We start from the raw sequence: 17,790 nt of genomic DNA on the forward strand, positions 1-17,790 counted from the left end.
CCCGCCGCCGGGACGATATCGATCGGCACACTCGCCATCAAGCCTATAGCCTTCGCAGCGCAAACGGGCCGGCAGCCAGTTGCTGGCGCAGAAACTCGATCGCCACGCGCACCTTTGCCGAAGCCGAAGAACGTGCGGTCGACACGGCCCATACGTCGGCCGGGCGCGAGTAATCGGGAAGGATGCGCACGAGCGCGCCCGACTCGATGCTCTCGGCGACATCCCACTCGGATGCCATGATGATGCCGTGTCCGTCGTGCGCCCATTCGCGCACGATGTCGCTCTGGTTCGACGCCATCGGCCCCGTCACCTTCACGAACTCCGCGCCGTTCGGCCCGTTCAGTTGCCACACGCCGAATGCCTGCTGACGATCGCGAAATGCCAGGCAGTCGTGCTGGACCAGGTCGGGCAGCGATTTGGGCGCTCCGTGCTTCTCGACATAGCTCGGCGAGGCACACAGTACGCGCGTACTCTCGGACACCTTGTGCGGAATGACGGCCGCTTCCTGGACTTCCCCCACGCGGATGTCGAGGTCGAAGTTCTCTCCGACGAGGTCCACGCGCCGATCGACGAGTTCGAGCCAGATTTCGAGTCCGGTATGGCGCTCGCGCAGCATCGAGAGAATCGGCGTGACATGCAGCCGTCCGAGCCGGAGGCTGGTGCTGATCCGCAAGGTGCCGCGCGGTTCGCGCTCGCCGCCGGCGAGCAGGTCGTTCATCTCGACCACTTCCTCGAGAATGCGACGCGCGCGGCTGTAGGCGATATCGCCGTCTTCCGTCACGGCGACGCGCCGCGTCGTGCGATGAAAGAGCTGTACGCCCCACATGGCTTCCAGTGCGGCGATGCGCTTGCTGACGTAGGGCGGCGAGGTGCCGAGTTCGGTCGCCGCCGCAATGAAGCTCCCACGCCGGGCGACCGCGCAAAGCACGCGCAGATCGCGAAGATAAAGTTCATTATTCATCTTCAGGTTATTTATGTGATATCAGATCGATAAATAATAACCGATCAAGTTCATAGTAATGTGTCGCCATACGATCCGGCGCGCATCGTGCGTGGCCGGCAACACAGGAGACACGTCATGGCCGCGGGCCACGCATTCCTTGCCATCTGGCACGACATCGAAACAGGCGAGACGCAGGCGTTCGAGCGCTGGCATACGCGCGAGCATATGCCGGAGCGCATCGGCATTCCGGGCTTTCTTGCCGCGCGCCGCTACGTCAACTGGTCGCTGCCGAAGCATGGCTGCTTCACGCTGTACGACGGCGCGCATATCGAAACCTTCCGCTCGCCGGGCTATCTCGCGCGCCTGAACGATCCGACCGAATGGTCGAAGCGCATGCATCCCGTCTTCCGCAATTTCATTCGCGGCGCCTGCGTGGTGACCGCGGGCATGGGCGATGGGGTGGGCGGCGCGTGCTCGACCTATCGCCTGACGCTCGACGCAAGCCGCCGTGACGACGTCATGCGCGTTTGCGCCGGCGCGCTGTACGACATCGCGGCCATCGACGGTGTGATTAGCGTGCGTCTCGGCTCGAACGTCGCCGACGTGACGAGCGTGCGCACGAAAGAGACCGAGCTGAAAGGCCCCAATCGGGAAGACGTATTCGATGCGGTCGTCATCGTGGAGGGTCTCGGTCTCGACGAACTCGGGGCGGCGCGCGAACGCGTGCTCGCTGCGTTGCGCACGGAAGGACTACTCGATATCGAAGCGGCCGATTACCGGCTTTCGCAATTGCTGTCGCACGCTCGCTGAACTTCGCATGCACACGCTTTTCTGAGCGCAGCTGGTGCTCAGGATTTCAAGCGGAAAAAAGGAGGAGACCCATGTCTAAAGCAACCCCTGCAAGTTTTCGCACTACCGACGATTCCCCGTTGCAGCGGGAAACGATGTCTGTTGTGATCCGCAAGATATCGCCCTTTGTCGGACTGCTGTTTTTCGTGGCGTTCCTGGATCGGGTGAACGTCAGCTTCGCCGCCATCACCATGAAGACCGATCTCGGACTCTCCGACGTCGCGTACGGCACGGGAGCGGGGCTTTTCTTCATCGGTTATTTCCTCGCGGAGATACCGAGCAACATGATGCTGGAGCGCTTCGGCGCGCGTCGCTGGCTGGCGCGCATCATGATCAGCTGGGGCCTGATTTCGGTGGCGATGGCCTTCGTGAATAGCGCCACGTCCTTCTACGTATTGCGCTTTCTTCTCGGGCTCGGCGAGGCGGGCTTCTATCCGGGGCTCATGCTGTACTTCACCTACTGGTTTCCGATGCGCTACCGCGCGCGCGTGGTCGGCTTTCTGATGTTCGCCATTCCGGTGGCGAGCTTCGTCGGCGCACCGCTTTCGACCGGCCTCATGACGCTTCTCGATGGCGCTCACGGCTTGCCGGGCTGGCGCTGGCTTTTCGTCCTCGAAGGATTGCCGGCCGTGATTCTCGGTATCGCGACGATGCGCTATCTCGCGGACAACCCGCTCAAGGCGCGTTGGCTGCGCAACGATCAACGCGCCTGGCTCATCGAGGTGCTGGACGGCGAGCGTGCGCTCGCCAAGGTGCACGCCAAGGGCGGCTGGCTCGCGGCGATTTCGAATCCGAAGGTGCTGTGCGTCGTGCTGATGCTCGCATTGAACGGCCTCGCCACGAATGGCGTGAACTTCTGGCTGCCGCAACTCGTGAAGAGCTTCGGGTTGTCCACCTTCCAGACCGGCCTTGTCGCATCGATTCCTTATGGCTTCGCCGGCATCGCAGTCGTGTTCTGGGGACTGCATTCCGACTTCAAGCGCGAGCGCGTCTGGCATTACGCGATCGCCGGATGGGTCGCGGCCGCGGGTCTCTTTATCGCGGGATACACGCTGAATCAGCCGGTGCTCAACATCGCGGCGCTGACGCTCGCCGTCATCGGCGTCAACGCGACGCAGCCCGCGTTCTGGACCATGACCGGCCTCGTGCTGGCGGGAACCAATGCGGTGGCGGTCGGTTTCGCCTTCGTCAATTCGCTCGGCAATCTGACGGGTTACGTGGGCCCGGTACTGGTCGGCTGGCTCAAGCAGAGCACGGGCAGCTTCGGCACCGCGCTGTTTGTTCTCGGCTGCACGACGGTGCTGATGGGCGCATTGCCGTTCACGCTGCGCCGCTACATCGTCGAGCAGGAGCACGGTAGCGGGACGGTGGCGCATGCCGTTTCCGACAAGGTGCGCGCGGGCGACCCTACCGGACGCGCGTGAGCGTTTCCAGAACGATAGCGAAGGAATAGAGAAGGACAGCGAAGGAGCGACTCCATGAAGGTACTGATTACGGGCGGCGGCGGCTTCCTCGGGGCGTGGATCGTGCGCGCGCTCATCGCGCGCGGCATCGACGTGCGCCTGATGGAATGGCGTGACGATCGAAGCATCGCGACCGCCGTGCTCGGGGCGTCGGCGGCAACGCTCGACTGGCGCGTGGGCGACGTGCGTCGCGCGGAAGACGTGCGCGCCGCGATGCGCGATTGCGATCACGTCATCCATCTGGCGGGACTGCTGACGCCCGCCTGCAAGAGCGATCCGCTGCTGGGCGCGGTGGTCAACGTCATCGGCACGCTGAATGTATTCGAGGCCGCGAGGCAGGCCGGTATTCGCAAGGTACTCTATTCGAGCAGCGGCGGCGTCTACGGACCCGATGATCCCGAGGTGCCTTTTCCGACCACGCACTATGGCGCGTTCAAACTCGCGAACGAGGGATCGGCGCGCGCATATTGGCTCGACCACGGCATCGCGAGCATCGGCTTTCGCCCGTTCGTCATTTACGGCCCCGGTCGCGAGACGGGACTCACGGCGGGCCCGACGCTCGCCTGCCGCGCGGTGGCGCGGGGCGAACCGTATGTCATTCCCTATACGGGACGCTCGGGCCTCGTGTTCGTCGGCGATGTCGCGGCGGCCTACGAGCGTGCGCTACTGCGCAGCTTCGATGGCGCTCACGTGGTTAATCAGCCGGGGCATAGCACCGACATGAGCGACGTGATCGACGAATTGCGTCGCATCGATCCCGCGGCGGACATTCGCGCGGAAGGTCCGCCGATGCCCAGTCTGTCGACGGCGATTGGCGCGACCGGCGAGGACGTGCTCGGCGCGCTGCCTCTGACGCCGGTTCGCGAGGGTCTGCGTCGGACAGTCGAACATTATCGCGTGGCGCTCGTCGCCTGACGATCCAGCTTATCCGGGAGAACATCACATGAAGTTATTGGGCGCGCATACCTTCGGCACTGTATGGACGCATGATGCGGCAGGCGCCATTGCTGCGTTTTCTGAGCTTGGCTTTCGCGATTTCCAGTTGATGGCGATGGCCCCGCATCTGGACCCGTGGACCTGGCAGGCCGCGTTGCCGCCGCTGCAGCGTGCGCTCGATGCGTGCGGCGCACGCGTGATCGCCGTCGATCTGCCGAGCAGCGACATCAATATCGCAAGCTCGACGCCCGCTGCCGTGGAGTTCGCGATGGCGACCTACGAACAGGCGATGTCGCTGGCGCATGCGGTGAACGCGAAGTGGCTCACGATCAACTCGGGCCGCAAGCATATGCTTCTGCCGCCGCCCGACGAGCGTCTTCTTCAGGTGTACTCGCAAGCGCTCGAACGGCTTGCGCATCGCGCGGGCGAGCTCGGCATGCGCATCCTGATCGAGAACATTCCCGGCTGCCTGCTGGATACGGCTGCGGCGCTTGCGCAGTTTCTCGACCGACACGACTTCGGCAATGTGGACGTGCTCTATGACGTCGCCAACGCGGCCGCGATAGGAGAAGACCCCGTGGACGGACTCGCGTTGCTCTCGCCGCGCGTCGCGGTCGTGCATCTTTCGGATGCGGGCAAGGGCAAATGGCAGCATGCGCCGATCGGTTCGGGCGACATCGACTTCGAGGCGATACGCCGGCAACTCGCGGATATGCAATTCGCGGGGGACGTGGTGCTGGAGATTATCAGCGCGCGCCCGATCGAGGACCTGCGCGCTTCTCTCGAGAGGCTGCGCGCGCAAGGCTGGTGATAACGCGCGCGGGGAGAGGCTGAGACCGGCAAGCACGGGCGGCAACCGCAAGGCTGGCCGCTTGGTCTTGCGCGATGCCGGGTCAGGCTCCGGGGGCTGTAAGTGCCGCCGGTGCCGTATGCATCGCGTTATCGGATGGCGCGCGCGGTGCTCAGCTTTGCGGCCCGGACGGCTGGTTTGCCGGCGTGCCGCGGTCGGTACGCTGCTCGATCGCGCGGATGACCGCGATCATGTCCTGTTGCCCGTGGCCGAGTGCTTCGGTTTCGCCATAAAGCGCGTGGCAGAGGTCGAGCAGCGGCGACGCAATACTCGCGTCTCTCGCGGCCTCGGCCACGAGGCGACTGTTCTTCAGCACGTCGGTGATGGCGGCCTGCACCGAAAAGTTCTGCGTGGCCAGCTTGTCCAGCTTCACGCGCGATACGTCGCTGGCCATCGGTCCGGCATTGAGCACATTGGCGAACTGCGCGAGATCGATGCCGTGGCGCTCGGCGAAGTGTATGGCCTCGGTCAAACCCGTGACCATGGTGATGAGAAACAGATTGACGGCGAGTTTCATCGTCAGGGCCGACGGCACCGCACCGCACACGAAGCTGTCGCGACACAGCGGCTTGACGAGCGCACGCACTGCTTCGACATCGGCGGCGGCGCCTGCGAGCATGACGACGAGCTGGCCCGCTTCGGCGGGCTTGCGCGAGCCCGAAACGGGCGCCTCGACGTAACGGCCGCCCGCCGCCTCGATCTCGGCCGCCAGCGCCTGGGAATATCCGGCCGACGTGGTCCCCATGTTGACGATCGTATGGCCGCCGACGCGCGCGCCGAATGCCGGCGTGCCGCGGCCAAGAACGGCATCGATCGCGGGATCGTTGGCGAGCATGAGGATCACGGTCCGGCACTGCGCGAAGACCTCGCCGGCTTCCTTGACGACTTGCGCACCGGCGTCGCGCAACGTGCCGTAGTGTCCCTGGGAGCGGCTCCAGGCGACGAGCGGCGTGCCGGCCCGCACGAGGTTGAGCGCCATCGGCGTGCCCATGACGCCGAGACCAATGAATCCGACTGCTGTTTGCATAGGACCGCTCCAGGGTGAGGGAGATAACGGGAAGATGCGTGCGCGTCAATACGGCGGCATTTCCAATGCGTGCCCCGCATTGTGAGGCGTATCGGCATTTGCGTCAGCGATTCGCACAACGGCAGGGGCAAGCCGATCAGACCATCACGGCCGCATCGCGCCTCGAGCAGCGGGCAGTGGGCGCAGCGGCGTTACTCGTCGTCCGTTTGCTGCTGCGCGGAGCGCAGCCTGCGCATTTCCGTGTCGTCGAGATGTTCGAGCATTGCGCGGTGCGCGCCGGGCCCGTCACCCGCGAGAATGGCGTCGAGAATCGCCTTGTGAAGCGGCAATGAGATCGCGTGGTTTTCTTCCGCGCGCGAATTGGTCAGATGCAGCGATGCCAGCATCGTCGCGCGGATCGCATGGGCCAGCGGCAACAGGAAGCGGTTGTGCGCGGCGAGCAGGATGGCCGTGTGGAACTCCAGATCGGCTTTGATGAAGCCTTCGGTGTCGTCGGTGTGCGCGCCCGTGGCCATCGCTTCATACGCCGACGCGAGCCGCGTCTTGTCTTCCGGTCCGGAGCGGGTCGCCGCCAGGGCCGCCGCGGACGGCTCGACGAGCCGGCGCATTTCGATCAGATCCACCAGCACTGGTGCGTTTGCGCTGAGCTGGCTGTGCCAGCCGAGCACGGCCGGGTCGAGCTGATGCCAGTTCGGCGGTGCTGTCACCAGCGTGCCGCGTTTCTGGCGCGACTCGATCAGCCCTTTGGCGGCCAGAACCTGCAGCGCTTCGCGCAGCACCGTCCGGCTCACGCCGTACTGCGCCAGCAGGTTCTCTTCTGCCGGCAGCGGACTGTCAGGCTCCAGCTTCCCGGAGACGATTTCGCGCCCAAGCGCATCCACTACCTGTTCGGTGCGCGTTTTGGGCAAGGGACCTTTCAACATCATGGCCTGGGGTTTTCCCGCTTAAAAGGTGAGTGAATTATATAATAATATTTAATACATCGATCTAGGCTTGCCGTACCGAGGCGATGCCAGTCAATCAATTCGCCAAGGAGCCCAGATGAAAATCAGCGCCGTTCGCACCCATGTTCTCGAAGCATCATTATCCCAGCCGTTCGCTTATTCGCGCGCCTGGTACGCCGGCCGCACCGCGATGCTGGTCGAAATCGAAACGGATACCGGGCTGACCGGCTGGGGGGAATGTTATGGACCGGCACGCATGACGTCGGCCGTCGTGCAGGCCATGTCGCGCTGGCTGCTGAACCAGAATCCGCTGCACACGGACCGGTTGTGGCAGCAGATTTACGCCGATTTGCGCGATCACGGCCAGAAGGGGCTCGTGGTCGAAGCGCTCAGCGGCATCGACATTGCGCTGTGGGACATCAAGGGGAAGCACTTCGGCGTGCCGGTCTACGACTTGCTCGGCGGCCCGTTGCGCAATTCGGTGCGGGCGTATGCCACGGGGCTGTATCGGCGCGAAGGCGGCAACCCGCTGGAGTATCTCGCCGAAGAGGCGGCCGGCTATGTCCGCGAGGGATTTCATGCCGTCAAGCTGAAGGTCGGCTTCGGTATCCGTGACGACGTCCTCGCCGCGCACGCCGTGCGCGAGGCCATCGGGCCGGAAGTCGGCCTGATGATCGACGCGAATCATGCGTACGACGCGGTCGCGGCGATCCAGTTGGGCCGCAAGCTCGAACATCTGGATATCGGCTGGTTCGAGGAACCGGTGCCCCCGGAAGACCTCGACGCCTATCGCGAGGTGAAGCGCGCGCTGCCGATTCCGATTGCCGGCGGCGAGTGCGAATTCACCCGCCTCGGTTTTCGCGACGTGTTCGCCTCGCACGCGCTCGATATCGTGCAGCCGGACACGTGTGCCGCGGGCGGTATCAGCGAATGCAAGAAGATCGCCGACATGGCGGCAACCTTCGGCATTCGCTACAACCCGCACGTCTGGGGTACGGGCATCGGCATCGCCGCCTCGCTGCAACTGATGGCGACGCTGCCGACGCATACGCCGACCTCGCTGCAGCCGGTCGAGCCGATTCTCGAACTGGACCAGACCGAGCATCCGATCCGCCAGGCGATTCTCAAGACGCCGCTCGTGCACTCGGGCGGCGGCATGGCTATTCCGGACGGTCCGGGCCTTGGCATCGAGATCGACCGCGACGCGCTCGAAGCATTTCGGGTTCGCTGATTCATTTCCAATCCGCCATTTCCCAGGCATTCCGATGACCTGGCGACCGCTCGCGCCTGCGGTCGGGCAACGCGCACCGGCGCATCAGGCGCTACAACAAGGGAAGGAGAAGCAGCATGCAAACACAGCGACTGGAGCCGTCAGGCGGGAGCGCGGCGGTGCCGGCACCGTGGTGGTCGATTGGCGGCACCTTGATGATCGGGTTGTTCGTCGCTTACCTCGACCGCTCGAATCTGTCGGTCGGCCTGCCGGGCGTGGCGCGGGATCTCGGTTTCGATGGCCCGCAGTTCGCGAAGGTATCCAGTTGGGCGCTGACGGCCTTTCTGATCGGCTATACGATTGCGAACATTCTCGGCGGCCTGTTGACGCGCCGGCGCGATCCGAAGTGGATCATGATCGCCTGCGTGGCGATCTGGTCGGTTGCGACGCTCGTCGTAGGCACGACGGGCTCGATCGCCACGCTGCTCGTTTGCCGCGTCGTGCTGGGCGTGACCGAAGGCATTTACTGGCCGCAGCAATCGCGCTTCGCCAAAGCGTGGTTTAGCCCGGAGCAGCGGACGACCGCCAATAGCCTGATCCAGTATTACGGTCAGTTTCTGGCGCTCGGTCTTGGCTTCATGATCCTGACGCCGTTCTACGATCTGCTGGGCTGGCGCGCGCTGTTTCATATCACGGGTCTGCTTGGACTCCTGATTATCGTGCCGTTGTATCTGTGGCGTTTGCCGCGCAAGGACGCCGCGCCGTTCCCCGAACCCGCGGTTTCGACCGGGAAGAAAGAGCGGTTGACGCTCGCCTCGCTGGGCGGCCCCGCGTTCCTGCTTCTGTTGTTCAGCTACCTGACGCAAGGGGCGCTGTTCTGGGGCATCACGCTGTGGATTCCGCTCGCGGTCAAGACGCTCGGCTTTACCGGCTTCGAACAGGCATTCGCGAGTTCCATCCCTTATCTGTTCGCCGTCGTGCTGGCGATTCCGCTTTCACGCCTGAGCGACAGGACGAAGCGGCGCACCCTGATCGCCGGACTCGGGTTGCTCATTCCTGGCCTGCTCGTCGTGACTCTCCCGTTCGTGGGCGGCGCGATGGCCAAGATGATCCTGATTACGCTTTCGCTGGGGTTTTATGCGAGCGCGTTCTCGCCGAACATCTGGTCGATCGTGCAAAGCACCGTGCACCCGGACGCCGTGGGTCCGGCCGCGGGCATCATCAACGGTATCGGCGCCGGCGGTGGCGGCACCATGGCCGGCTTCGTGGTGGGCATGCTGTATCAGTCGACGGGTTCGTATATTCCCGGCTTCGCGACGTTGGGCGCGTTTGTCGTGCTAGGCGGTATCTCGCTGCTGCTGTTTGGCCGGGTGACCAGGCAGGGGTGAATCTGGTCTTCGCGCGATGGCGTTGCGGTGGCGTTGCGGTGGCGTTGCGGTGGCGTTATATCGCGCTGATGTGCGGACGTGTATGCATGCACCATGCGGACGCTCCGCGCCGCCGCCTTCCGGTCGAGGCGCGCGGCGAAACAGATCGGTCGGGTTCAGGCCAGGTTGAGCATCGTGCCACGGCAATCCTTGGTGTTGCAGTGGCATGCGTAATCGTTGCGCGCCTCGTCGGCTTCTTCGGGCGGTACTTCGAGCGAGTAATCGATAAACAGCTCCTCGCCTGGCGCAATGTCGCGGATCGCGTCAATGTAGACGCGACCGTCTTCTTCGGCGGCTTCACAGTTTGCCATGCACGCGTGATTGAGCCACCGCGAGCCATTCCCGCCGCGGCCGCCGTCGATCACGCGTCCGTCGGACAGGCCGAACAGGAACGTGTGCCCGCTCTCCTCGCGTTTCGCGTAGTGGCGGGCGGCTTCCCGCCACGAGGTCACCAGACCTTTGTACTCGAAGATGCGCTCGCCCGTGGAAATCGCCCGAAGCGCAAAAACGCCCTTTCCATGAACAGAGGATTGCCGTACGGAGACACGCTTCATACCGGGCCACGCGAGGAGGAGAGAGGCTCCGAGTATAGCCGGAGGATAAGTCATTGGGCGGCATTTGAATCGTGCGAAACATGAGCATCGTCATGCGGTGTCCGGATTCGTCCATTCCGCCGATGTCCACTATTTTGGATATTTAAGCATTGCCGTGGACGTACTCGTACTTTCGCCTTGACGATGCGACCGGCACCCTGACTTTGGACATTCCTTCGTGTCTTCCGTATCCGTTGGGCGCGCAATCGTAACGCGCACGACAGACAACGCCGCGTCTCTGCCTTTCGCGGACCTCGACGCAACGATTGCGCGCGACGTGACGGCGTGACGCCGCGCGCGGGTGTTGCCTGGGCCCGTCAGGCGGTTTGGCGCTTCAGGAAGCTTTCGACGACGGTGGCGAAGTAGGACGGACATTGCTGCATCGGGTAATGGCCGCTGTCAGGAATAACGTGCAGCTCCGCGTTCGGATGCCATGCGAGAAAGGTGCGCTGCATGGCCAGCGCATCGAGCCCCGGATCTTTGTCGCCAATCATGACCAGGAAAGGGGTTTCGAGTCCCCGTACGTCGTCGACGAAATTTGCCGTGACCAGCATGTCGAGGTATTTCCTCCGGCAGGCTGGCGCTACGGTGTCGCGGTTATATTGCACCTTGCTATCGACCCACTCGTCGGAAAGCCCGCCGGAGACGAACTTGAATAACCGCCGAAGGGCGTTGTCGTCCTCTACGGTGCTGGCAAAGAAAGTCAGGGCTTCCGGACTCAACCGGTTTCCGGCAGCGGAAACCGGACACACGGCGATTGCGCTGATGACGCGAGAAGGCGCGTCTGCCGCGAGGCGCTGCGTAATCATCCCGGTCATCGAGTGACCGATTACGTGGAAGTGCGGCCAACCGAGCCGATCGGCGAGCATGAGGCAATCGGTGGCAATTTCCTCCAGGGTGAATTCACCCGTCAATGCGATGGATTGCCCGTAGCCGCGCAAATCGGCGAAAACGTAGGTGAACGCATGACCATCGAGCCAGGGTATGACTGCATCGTAGCTGGCGTGGTCCCCGAGCCAGTCATGCATGACCAGTACATGAATCGGGCCCTGGCCGTACTGTACATAGCCGAGGTCGGCGTCCGAGCCCGGACGGATTTCAAGGGGTACTTTCATTTCAGGGTTCCATTCAGATGGCGGAACCAAAACGAAACGCCCTCCCGGCGAACCGGGAGGGCGTTTTGAAAGTGAAGCCATGCTATCAATCGCTCGAACGAGAGTCAATAGGCGGGCATGCGTTTCCGTACGACAGCAGTGGCTGGAATTTTGAAGCAGTGGGGTCGACAATCAGAACCGGTGCGTAATCCCTATGCGTAGCGCAAGCTGGTGGTTGCTTGCCGATGGCGTTTGCCCGGTCAGATAAGCAACCGCCGGCTGACCGAGCGAGTCGGTTCCACTCGCATGCTGATAAACGACGATGAAATACACGTCGGTACGCTTGGACAGGAAATAGTCGGACCCTGCTTGCAGCTGGTGATACAAGGCTCCGCTCCGGTTTTCGGCGCCGCTTGCATTCGTATAGATATAGGCGACGCCGGCGAGCCATGCAGGCGTTAGCTGATATCTGCCGTTCACTTCGACGTTGTTAAACCGCGCATTGCCTGTGTAACCAAGCGGATTCGGCCCGCTCGTGGAGCCGAGTCCGCGAAACTGCACGTTTGAGTAAGTCAGTCCCAGCGTTGCGCTACCGATCTGATACGAACCCGCTGCACTGATGATCTGCAACGTGGAGGCCGATGCATAACCGGCATAGATGGGATTGGACTCCGGCGTCGTTGCCGACCCCAGCGAGCCAAGATTGTTGCTCGCGGCAGTCGTACCGTTATTGGGATTGCTGCCGTAGAACCCCAGGTTTGGATTGCGAGCGTTCAGGTAGGCCATCCCAAGTCCGAATGGACCGTGCGTATACCCGCCGCCCAACGACCACACCTGGTTACGGGAAACACTGCCGGGCACCCCGCCGAAACTGTATAAACCGCCGAACCGTAGCCCGGAATAATCGTTGCTGGCGAACTTCACGGCATTGTTGATGCGTCGGGTGTTCAATGCGTTGTCGACGTCGCCGGCGTGGGCACCCATGTATCCCGCCCATTGCGCTCCAGACTGGAATAACTGGGTATAGTCGACCACGGAGTCATATTGACGTCCCAGTGTCAGGGTGCCGTATGAGCTTTGCAATCCGACGAATGCCTGGCGTCCGAACTCCGCGCCACCTTGCGCCAAGGCGCCGTTTCCAATGCTGAAGCCGTTTTCGAGTACGAATACCGCCTTAAGTCCACCTCCCAGATCCTCGACACCCCTGATTCCCCATCGGCTACCGCGAATACCGCCCGTCGCGCCATCCTGGAACGAGTATTGGTGATTGCCTTGCGGACCGCTGGCGGGCCGTGCGGTTTGCACGTTACTCGTGAAATTGATGCCGGCGTCGATCAGTCCGTAGAGCGTGACACTGCTCTGCGCAAAGGCTTGCGCGCTATATCCGATCGTCGCTAACGCAACGACTGCGGGTAGTTTTTGAATCTTCATTCGCGTCTCCTTGAGTTGTCGTCTTTCTGGAATTGAATAATCTTATTCAAATATCTATAAATTAGACATACTAATTATCTGGAAGAAATTTTTAGCGAAACGGTTTCGGCGGTTGACGTTAAGCCATGTCGAAACATCGTCGACATGACTGGGCATCGACTCGCCGGGCGGAGAGCGTCCTGCGTCACGTTGCACGCCTTGCCGCCTAGGCGGCATCAGCGTATCCGCGCATTTGCCACATGGCGTCGGCGCCCGAACGGCCATTCGCCGCGACGCCAGCCCACCGCTGAGAGCGCGGCGCCGCTGATCAGCGCCGCCATCAGCACGTAATAGCTCGGTGCCAGCGTGTCGCCCGTGACGCCGATGACCCAGGTCACGAAGAAGGGGGAGAAGCCGCCGAATAACGTGACCCCGAGGCTGTAGGAAAACGACAGGCCGGTCGAGCGCGTTTCGACTGGAAAGATTTCCGATACCAATGCCGGCATGGGTCCGGAATAACCCGCCTTGTACAGTCCGGCGATCACTTCCAGCCCGAGCAGCCACGCCATGGTCGGGTGGTATTTGAGCCAGAGAAACATCGGATAGACCGAGACGGCCATTGCCATCGCGGTAGTCAGCATGACGCGTATGGGGCCGACGCGATCCGACAGCGCTCCCATGACGGGCGACAGCGCGAACTGGAGGAAGCCGTTGAGCGCCACGATGCCGAGCGATTGCGCGGCCGGCAGGTGCAACTGCCTGACGGCATAGAGCGGCATGTACAGTTGCAGCACATAGGTCATCACCGTGGAGAGCGCCACGATGCCGGTAGCGATCAGCAGCTTGCCCGTCTGTCCGCTGCCGGCGGTGCGCGACCGCGGTGTCGTGCGTGCGTGGACGGCGAGAAATTCCGGCGATTCTTCCAGCCGACGGCGGATGTAGTAACCGACCGGTCCGATCAGCAGACCCAGTGCGAAGGGTACCCGCCAGCCCCACGATTGCAACTGCTCCGCGCTCAGTGCGGCGGTCAGCGCACTGCCGATGGAGGCGGCAAGGATGGTGGACATGCCCTGGCTGGAGAACATCCAGCTGGCGGCATAGCCGCGCTTGTCCGGATTGTGTTCCACCATGAAGGCGGTGGCGCTGCCGTATTCCCCGCCGACCGCGAAGCCCTGGAGCAGGCGCGCGCACAGGATGCCGAGCGGCGCGAACAGGCCGATCCGGCTGTAGCCGGGCATCAGCGTGATCACCAGCGTGCCGGCGGTCATCATGAAGATCGATAGCGTGAGCGCCGCCTTGCGGCCGCGACGGTCCGCGTACAGACCCAGCACCACGGCGCCGACCGGCCGCGTGACGAAGGAGACGCTGAAGGTGCCGATCGACAGCAGCAGTGACACCCACTCGTCGTGCACCGGAAAGAACACTTTCGCGATGACGCTGGCGAAGTAGCCATAGACCAGAAAGTCGTACCACTCCAGCGCATTGCCGATCGTCGCCGAGACGACGATGCTTCTCAGACGCGCACGACTGGTTGCGGCAGAGGCTCCGCCGTTGTTTGATTGCATGTCCTTTACCCTTGCACGAGTTGACGTATCGAACAGCGTAAATTAGTATCCATGTATGTATTGTTGTTTGGATACATTATTGTGTCGATTACATCCAATAGCAACCGAGGGTTTTCCCATGGCAACCGTCGAGCTTCCGTCCGCTGCTGCCGTACGCGGGATCGATAGTTATCGCCCGCCCGTGACGGGCCGGCGTCATGCAGTAGTGGCCGGCCACTATGGTGCCGCGCACGCGGCGATGCGCGTGCTGGAAGGCGGTGGCAACGCGGTCGATGCCGGCGTCGCGGCCGGCATTGCATTGAGTGTGTTGCAGAGCGATCTGGTCAGCATGGCCGGGGTTGCACCGATCCTGATCTATCTGGCCGCGCGGCGCGAGGTGGTGTCGATCGCGGGCCTGGGCGGCTGGCCACGGGCGGCGTCGGCAGAGTATTTGCGGCGCGAGCATGGCGGGCGCATCCCCCCGGGGGTGCTGCGGACGGTGGTGCCGGCCGCGCCCGCGGCGTGGATCACCGCGTTGCGGCACTACGGCACGCTGTCGTTCGGCGACGTGGCGCAGGCCGCCATCGGTTTCGCGCGCGATGGTTTCGCCATGCATGCGCTGATGGCCGAAACCATCCGCGAGCACGAGGACGGCTACCGCCGCTGGGAGGCCAATGCGCGCATCTATCTTCCAGGCGGTCGTCCGCCGGCGGTGGGCGAGCTGTTCGTGCAGGCCGATCTTGCGCGCACGCTGCAGTTCATGGTCGACGAGGAGCGGCGGGCGGCCGGCCGTGGCCGTCTGCATGGTCTCGCCGCCGCGCACGACGCGTTCTATCGTGGCGACATCGCCGCGGCCATGCTGAGCTATCACCGCGAGCATGGCGGCTGGCTGGCGGCGGAAGATCTGGCGTCGTTCGACGCGGAAGTGGAGCGGCCCGTCATGGTCCGCTACAAGGGATACGAGCTCTATAGCTGCCCGCCATGGTGCCAGGGGCCGATCCTGGGACAGACGCTCAAGGTGCTCGAAGGCGTGGATCTCGCCGCGCTGGGACACAACAGCCCGGCCTACGTGCACACCGTGGTCGAGGCGCTCAAGCTGACGTTCGCCGATCGCGAGCGATACTTCGGCGATCCGCGCTATGTCGACGTGCCGCTGCAGCGGCTGCTGTCGGACGACTACACCAGCCGCCTGCGCGCGCGTATCCGCGCCGATCGGGTGTTCGACGGCATGCCGGCGGCGCAGCCGCTGGAGAGCGGCGTCGACGTGTCCGCGCTGGACACCTCGTACGTGTGCGTGGCGGATCGGCACGGCAATCTGTTTTCAGCCACACCGAGCGACGCGACCTGCGAGAGCCCGATCATTCCCGGCACCGGCATGATGCCGTCCAGCCGCGGCGCGCAGTCGTGGACCGATCCGGGGCATCCCTCGGTGCTGGCGCCCGGCAAGCGGCCCCGGCTCACACCGAGCCCGATGATCGCGTTCGGCCCTGCGCATCCCGACGACGTACACGGCGAGCGTGGCCGCCGCGCGCTGCCGTTCGGTTCGCCGGGCGGCGACGTGCAGATCCAGGCCATGCTGCAGGCTTTCCTGAACGTCGTCGATTTCGGCATGGACCCGCAGCAGGCGGTGGAAGCGCCGCGCTTTGCCACTTACGGCTTCCCCCTCACGACCGATCCGCACGCGTATACGCCGCGCAAGATCAAGCTCGAGGCACGGCTGCCGCCGCAAACCGGCGACGCGCTGGCTCAACTCGGGCACGGGGTGGACTGGTGGCCGCAGTTCGGCTGGAAGGCCGGCGGCGCCTGCATGATCGTCAGCGATCCCGAGCGGGGGGTGTTGACCGCCGGTGCCGATCCGCGGCGGCCGAGCTATGCGCTGGCGTGGTAGGCATGCACCGAACGCGATGAGCGCCGTCGTGCCGTGCGGCCATGACGGTCGTTACCGCCTGCCGCAGCCGCTATGGCTGCTGTAGATAAATACGCGCGAGGCCAGCGGTGATGGCGTCGACGATCTGGTCGGTGCGGTGCGTAATATGAGTGCGCAGCAGCGCCACGCACGCATCGGCGTCGCGTTTGCGCAGTGCCGCAAGGATCTTGCGATGCTCGGCCTGGGTGTGGTCGCGGCCGATCTTCTCCATATTGATCCAGCGGATGAAGCGTATCCGGTGATTGAGATTGATCAGGATGCGCATCAACTCGGCATTGCCGCTCGCCCGCGCGATGCGCTCGTGGAACGCTTCGTCCAGTTCGACCAGATGCGATGCCGACGTGTCGGCCGGCACGCCGGCACTGGATTTGAGAAACGCGTCGATCTCGTCGAGCGCTTCGTCCGACGCGCGCTCGGCGGCCAGCCGCGCGCATTCGGCCTCGATCGCACAGCGTGCTTCATACAGATCCAGCGTTTCCTTGACGTCCAGTTGCCGACGGCTGTAGCCGCGGCCCGATTCGACCAGAAAACCTTCCTGGGCCAGCCGGTAGAGCGCTTCGCGCACAGGCGTGCGGCTCACGCCCAGACGTTCCGCCAGATCGACTTCGTTGAGCCGTTCGCCGGGCTTCAACTCGTACTGGATGGCCATGTCCCGCAGACGGCAGAAAACGTCCTCGGCAATATTGACCCGGACCGGTGGCGTTTCCCGAGGGGCGGCTGTTCGCGGCATGACGTGAGGTGCCCGCAGGCATTATCCAAAGCTGTATACATTAATGAGCCGCGGGCGTCCGGTCAACTTGCTGGCCGCTTCAGAACCGGCGTGGCGCGAGGCCGAGCTGGAACCAGCTGACGAGGCTGTAGATGTCGAACACCGGCAAACCGGTCGCGCATCGTACCGCGTTCGCGTACGGGCACATATTGGTGCACTCCAGTACGATGGCGCCCACGTCCGGATGGTTGCGCGTCAGCGTGATGGCGGCCGTCACGACGTCGCGCTCGGCCAGGTCGCGATCGAGCGTCAGTTCGTTGCCGAGGATGACGCGCGAAAACTCGGCGCCCTCGTCGGTGCCGGCGATCGGCGTATCGGGTGGCACGCCGGCCGCGCTCAGATGGCGCTGCGTGAGGGTCGCCGACGAGATCGTCACGATGCCCACCCGTTTGCCCGGCGCCAGCGTGCGGCCGACCTGGGCGACCTGCAACAGCGAGGAAGTCAATACCGGGACCGGTACGGCTTGCTGGAGCTCGCGCTGGAAAAGCGCGAGGAAGCCGCAGTTGGTGGTGATGCCTTCGGCGCCGAGATCCACCAGTTCGCGCGCGGCGTCGATAAAGCGTTCCAGCGTGCCGCTCGCCTCGCGCAGCACGACGAGGTCGGGCGAGGCACCCTTGACCACCTTGTAGAGCACCGGGAACGGCCAGGTCGTGGCATTGCCCATGTCGCCCGGAATGCGCGGGAAGCGTGCATCCAGCATCAGGATGCCGAGCGGTGCGCCATAGACGGATTTGCCGCCATGGTAGAACCGCTCGGCCGTGCTGGCGGAAGAAACAGCGTGTCTGTCTGAGGACATGGGGTGAC

The 17,790-nt window shown here is 63.7% G+C and carries 16 protein-coding genes; 7 read left to right on the forward strand and 9 right to left on the reverse strand.

Translation table 11 applies throughout. From position 1 onward, the window contains the following. Positions 1-43 precede the first annotated feature (43 nt). The gene (locus tag F3J19_RS26960) at positions 44-961 is read right to left on the reverse strand and encodes a LysR family transcriptional regulator (protein ID WP_167048552.1); all 918 of its coding nucleotides are present in this window, start codon (positions 959-961) and stop codon (positions 44-46) included. 117 nt (positions 962-1,078) lie between these two features. Between F3J19_RS26960 and F3J19_RS26965 the strand changes: the two genes are divergently transcribed. The 4 genes from F3J19_RS26965 (at position 1,079) to F3J19_RS26980 (ending at position 5,002) form a co-directional block, all read left to right on the forward strand. Next, complete coding sequence (locus tag F3J19_RS26965; RefSeq protein ID WP_167048554.1) at positions 1,079-1,753, forward strand: hypothetical protein; 675 nt, start codon at positions 1,079-1,081, stop codon at positions 1,751-1,753. A 71-nt stretch (positions 1,754-1,824) separates the two neighbouring features. Then, positions 1,825-3,216, forward strand: a complete 1,392-nt coding sequence (locus F3J19_RS26970) for an MFS transporter (RefSeq protein ID WP_167048556.1) — start codon at positions 1,825-1,827, stop codon at positions 3,214-3,216. A 54-nt stretch (positions 3,217-3,270) separates the two neighbouring features. Continuing rightward, complete coding sequence (locus F3J19_RS26975) at positions 3,271-4,170, forward strand: NAD(P)-dependent oxidoreductase (RefSeq protein ID WP_167048558.1); 900 nt, start codon at positions 3,271-3,273, stop codon at positions 4,168-4,170. Positions 4,171-4,198: 28 nt separating this feature from the next. Beyond that, positions 4,199-5,002 (forward strand): sugar phosphate isomerase/epimerase family protein, encoded by an 804-nt coding sequence (locus tag F3J19_RS26980; RefSeq protein WP_167048560.1) that lies wholly within the window; start codon positions 4,199-4,201, stop codon positions 5,000-5,002. Between the two features lie 151 nt (positions 5,003-5,153). Here the strand turns inward: F3J19_RS26980 and F3J19_RS26985 are convergent, their stop codons facing one another. Continuing rightward, positions 5,154-6,068, reverse strand: a complete 915-nt coding sequence (locus F3J19_RS26985) for an NAD(P)-dependent oxidoreductase (protein ID WP_167048562.1) — start codon at positions 6,066-6,068, stop codon at positions 5,154-5,156. Positions 6,069-6,259: 191 nt separating this feature from the next. Next, positions 6,260-6,994, reverse strand: coding sequence for a FadR/GntR family transcriptional regulator (locus F3J19_RS26990; protein ID WP_167048564.1), 735 nt, complete (start codon positions 6,992-6,994; stop codon positions 6,260-6,262). Positions 6,995-7,109: 115 nt separating this feature from the next. Here F3J19_RS26990 and F3J19_RS26995 point away from each other — a divergent pair, with 115 nt between their 5' ends. Then, positions 7,110-8,243: a mandelate racemase/muconate lactonizing enzyme family protein gene (locus F3J19_RS26995; protein ID WP_167048566.1), complete on the forward strand. Its 1,134-nt coding sequence runs from the start codon at positions 7,110-7,112 to the stop codon at positions 8,241-8,243. A 116-nt stretch (positions 8,244-8,359) separates the two neighbouring features. Beyond that, positions 8,360-9,610 (forward strand): MFS transporter, encoded by a 1,251-nt coding sequence (locus F3J19_RS27000; protein WP_167048568.1) that lies wholly within the window; start codon positions 8,360-8,362, stop codon positions 9,608-9,610. 155 nt (positions 9,611-9,765) lie between these two features. Here F3J19_RS27000 and F3J19_RS27005 read toward each other — a convergent pair whose 3' ends face one another. The 4 genes from F3J19_RS27005 to F3J19_RS27020 form a co-directional block, all read right to left on the reverse strand. Further along, positions 9,766-10,203: an SET domain-containing protein-lysine N-methyltransferase gene (locus tag F3J19_RS27005; protein ID WP_167048570.1), complete on the reverse strand. Its 438-nt coding sequence runs from the start codon at positions 10,201-10,203 to the stop codon at positions 9,766-9,768. A gap of 356 nt (positions 10,204-10,559) precedes the next feature. Beyond that, positions 10,560-11,357: an alpha/beta hydrolase gene (locus F3J19_RS27010; RefSeq protein ID WP_167048572.1), complete on the reverse strand. Its 798-nt coding sequence runs from the start codon at positions 11,355-11,357 to the stop codon at positions 10,560-10,562. A 171-nt stretch (positions 11,358-11,528) separates the two neighbouring features. Next, positions 11,529-12,767, reverse strand: coding sequence for a porin (locus F3J19_RS27015; protein ID WP_167048574.1), 1,239 nt, complete (start codon positions 12,765-12,767; stop codon positions 11,529-11,531). Between the two features lie 215 nt (positions 12,768-12,982). Then, positions 12,983-14,311: an MFS transporter gene (locus F3J19_RS27020; RefSeq protein ID WP_167048576.1), complete on the reverse strand. Its 1,329-nt coding sequence runs from the start codon at positions 14,309-14,311 to the stop codon at positions 12,983-12,985. 238 nt (positions 14,312-14,549) lie between these two features. Between F3J19_RS27020 and F3J19_RS27025 the strand changes: the two genes are divergently transcribed. Then, positions 14,550-16,178 carry a gamma-glutamyltransferase gene (locus F3J19_RS27025; RefSeq protein WP_240159271.1) on the forward strand — a complete coding sequence of 543 codons (1,629 nt, stop codon included), beginning with the start codon at positions 14,550-14,552 and terminating at the stop codon, positions 16,176-16,178. A 70-nt stretch (positions 16,179-16,248) separates the two neighbouring features. Here F3J19_RS27025 and F3J19_RS27030 read toward each other — a convergent pair whose 3' ends face one another. Together F3J19_RS27030 and F3J19_RS27035 are read right to left on the reverse strand one after the other, a co-directional pair. Next, entirely contained in the window at positions 16,249-16,947 is a 699-nt protein-coding gene (locus F3J19_RS27030; protein WP_167048580.1) for a GntR family transcriptional regulator, read from the reverse strand. Between the two features lie 79 nt (positions 16,948-17,026). Next, positions 17,027-17,782, reverse strand: a complete 756-nt coding sequence (locus tag F3J19_RS27035; RefSeq protein ID WP_167048582.1) for an aspartate/glutamate racemase family protein — start codon at positions 17,780-17,782, stop codon at positions 17,027-17,029. Positions 17,783-17,790 lie beyond the last annotated feature (8 nt).

It is taken from the genome of Burkholderia sp. Ax-1724, from assembly GCF_011752995.1.
Taxonomy (GTDB): Bacteria; Pseudomonadota; Gammaproteobacteria; order Burkholderiales; family Burkholderiaceae; genus Paraburkholderia.

Coding starts and splice junctions, on each gene's coding strand:
- F3J19_RS26960 (WP_167048552.1), bottom strand. CDS start 961: ATGAATAATGAACTTTATCTTCGCGATCTGCGCGTGCTTTGCGCGGTC.
- F3J19_RS26965 (WP_167048554.1), top strand. CDS start 1,079: ATGGCCGCGGGCCACGCATTCCTTGCCATCTGGCACGACATCGAAACA.
- F3J19_RS26970 (WP_167048556.1), top strand. CDS start 1,825: ATGTCTAAAGCAACCCCTGCAAGTTTTCGCACTACCGACGATTCCCCG.
- F3J19_RS26975 (WP_167048558.1), top strand. CDS start 3,271: ATGAAGGTACTGATTACGGGCGGCGGCGGCTTCCTCGGGGCGTGGATC.
- F3J19_RS26980 (WP_167048560.1), top strand. CDS start 4,199: ATGAAGTTATTGGGCGCGCATACCTTCGGCACTGTATGGACGCATGAT.
- F3J19_RS26985 (WP_167048562.1), bottom strand. CDS start 6,068: ATGCAAACAGCAGTCGGATTCATTGGTCTCGGCGTCATGGGCACGCCG.
- F3J19_RS26990 (WP_167048564.1), bottom strand. CDS start 6,994: ATGATGTTGAAAGGTCCCTTGCCCAAAACGCGCACCGAACAGGTAGTG.
- F3J19_RS26995 (WP_167048566.1), top strand. CDS start 7,110: ATGAAAATCAGCGCCGTTCGCACCCATGTTCTCGAAGCATCATTATCC.
- F3J19_RS27000 (WP_167048568.1), top strand. CDS start 8,360: ATGCAAACACAGCGACTGGAGCCGTCAGGCGGGAGCGCGGCGGTGCCG.
- F3J19_RS27005 (WP_167048570.1), bottom strand. CDS start 10,203: ATGAAGCGTGTCTCCGTACGGCAATCCTCTGTTCATGGAAAGGGCGTT.
- F3J19_RS27010 (WP_167048572.1), bottom strand. CDS start 11,357: ATGAAAGTACCCCTTGAAATCCGTCCGGGCTCGGACGCCGACCTCGGC.
- F3J19_RS27015 (WP_167048574.1), bottom strand. CDS start 12,767: ATGAAGATTCAAAAACTACCCGCAGTCGTTGCGTTAGCGACGATCGGA.
- F3J19_RS27020 (WP_167048576.1), bottom strand. CDS start 14,311: ATGCAATCAAACAACGGCGGAGCCTCTGCCGCAACCAGTCGTGCGCGT.
- F3J19_RS27025 (WP_240159271.1), top strand. CDS start 14,550: ATGCGCGTGCTGGAAGGCGGTGGCAACGCGGTCGATGCCGGCGTCGCG.
- F3J19_RS27030 (WP_167048580.1), bottom strand. CDS start 16,947: ATGCCGCGAACAGCCGCCCCTCGGGAAACGCCACCGGTCCGGGTCAAT.
- F3J19_RS27035 (WP_167048582.1), bottom strand. CDS start 17,782: ATGTCCTCAGACAGACACGCTGTTTCTTCCGCCAGCACGGCCGAGCGG.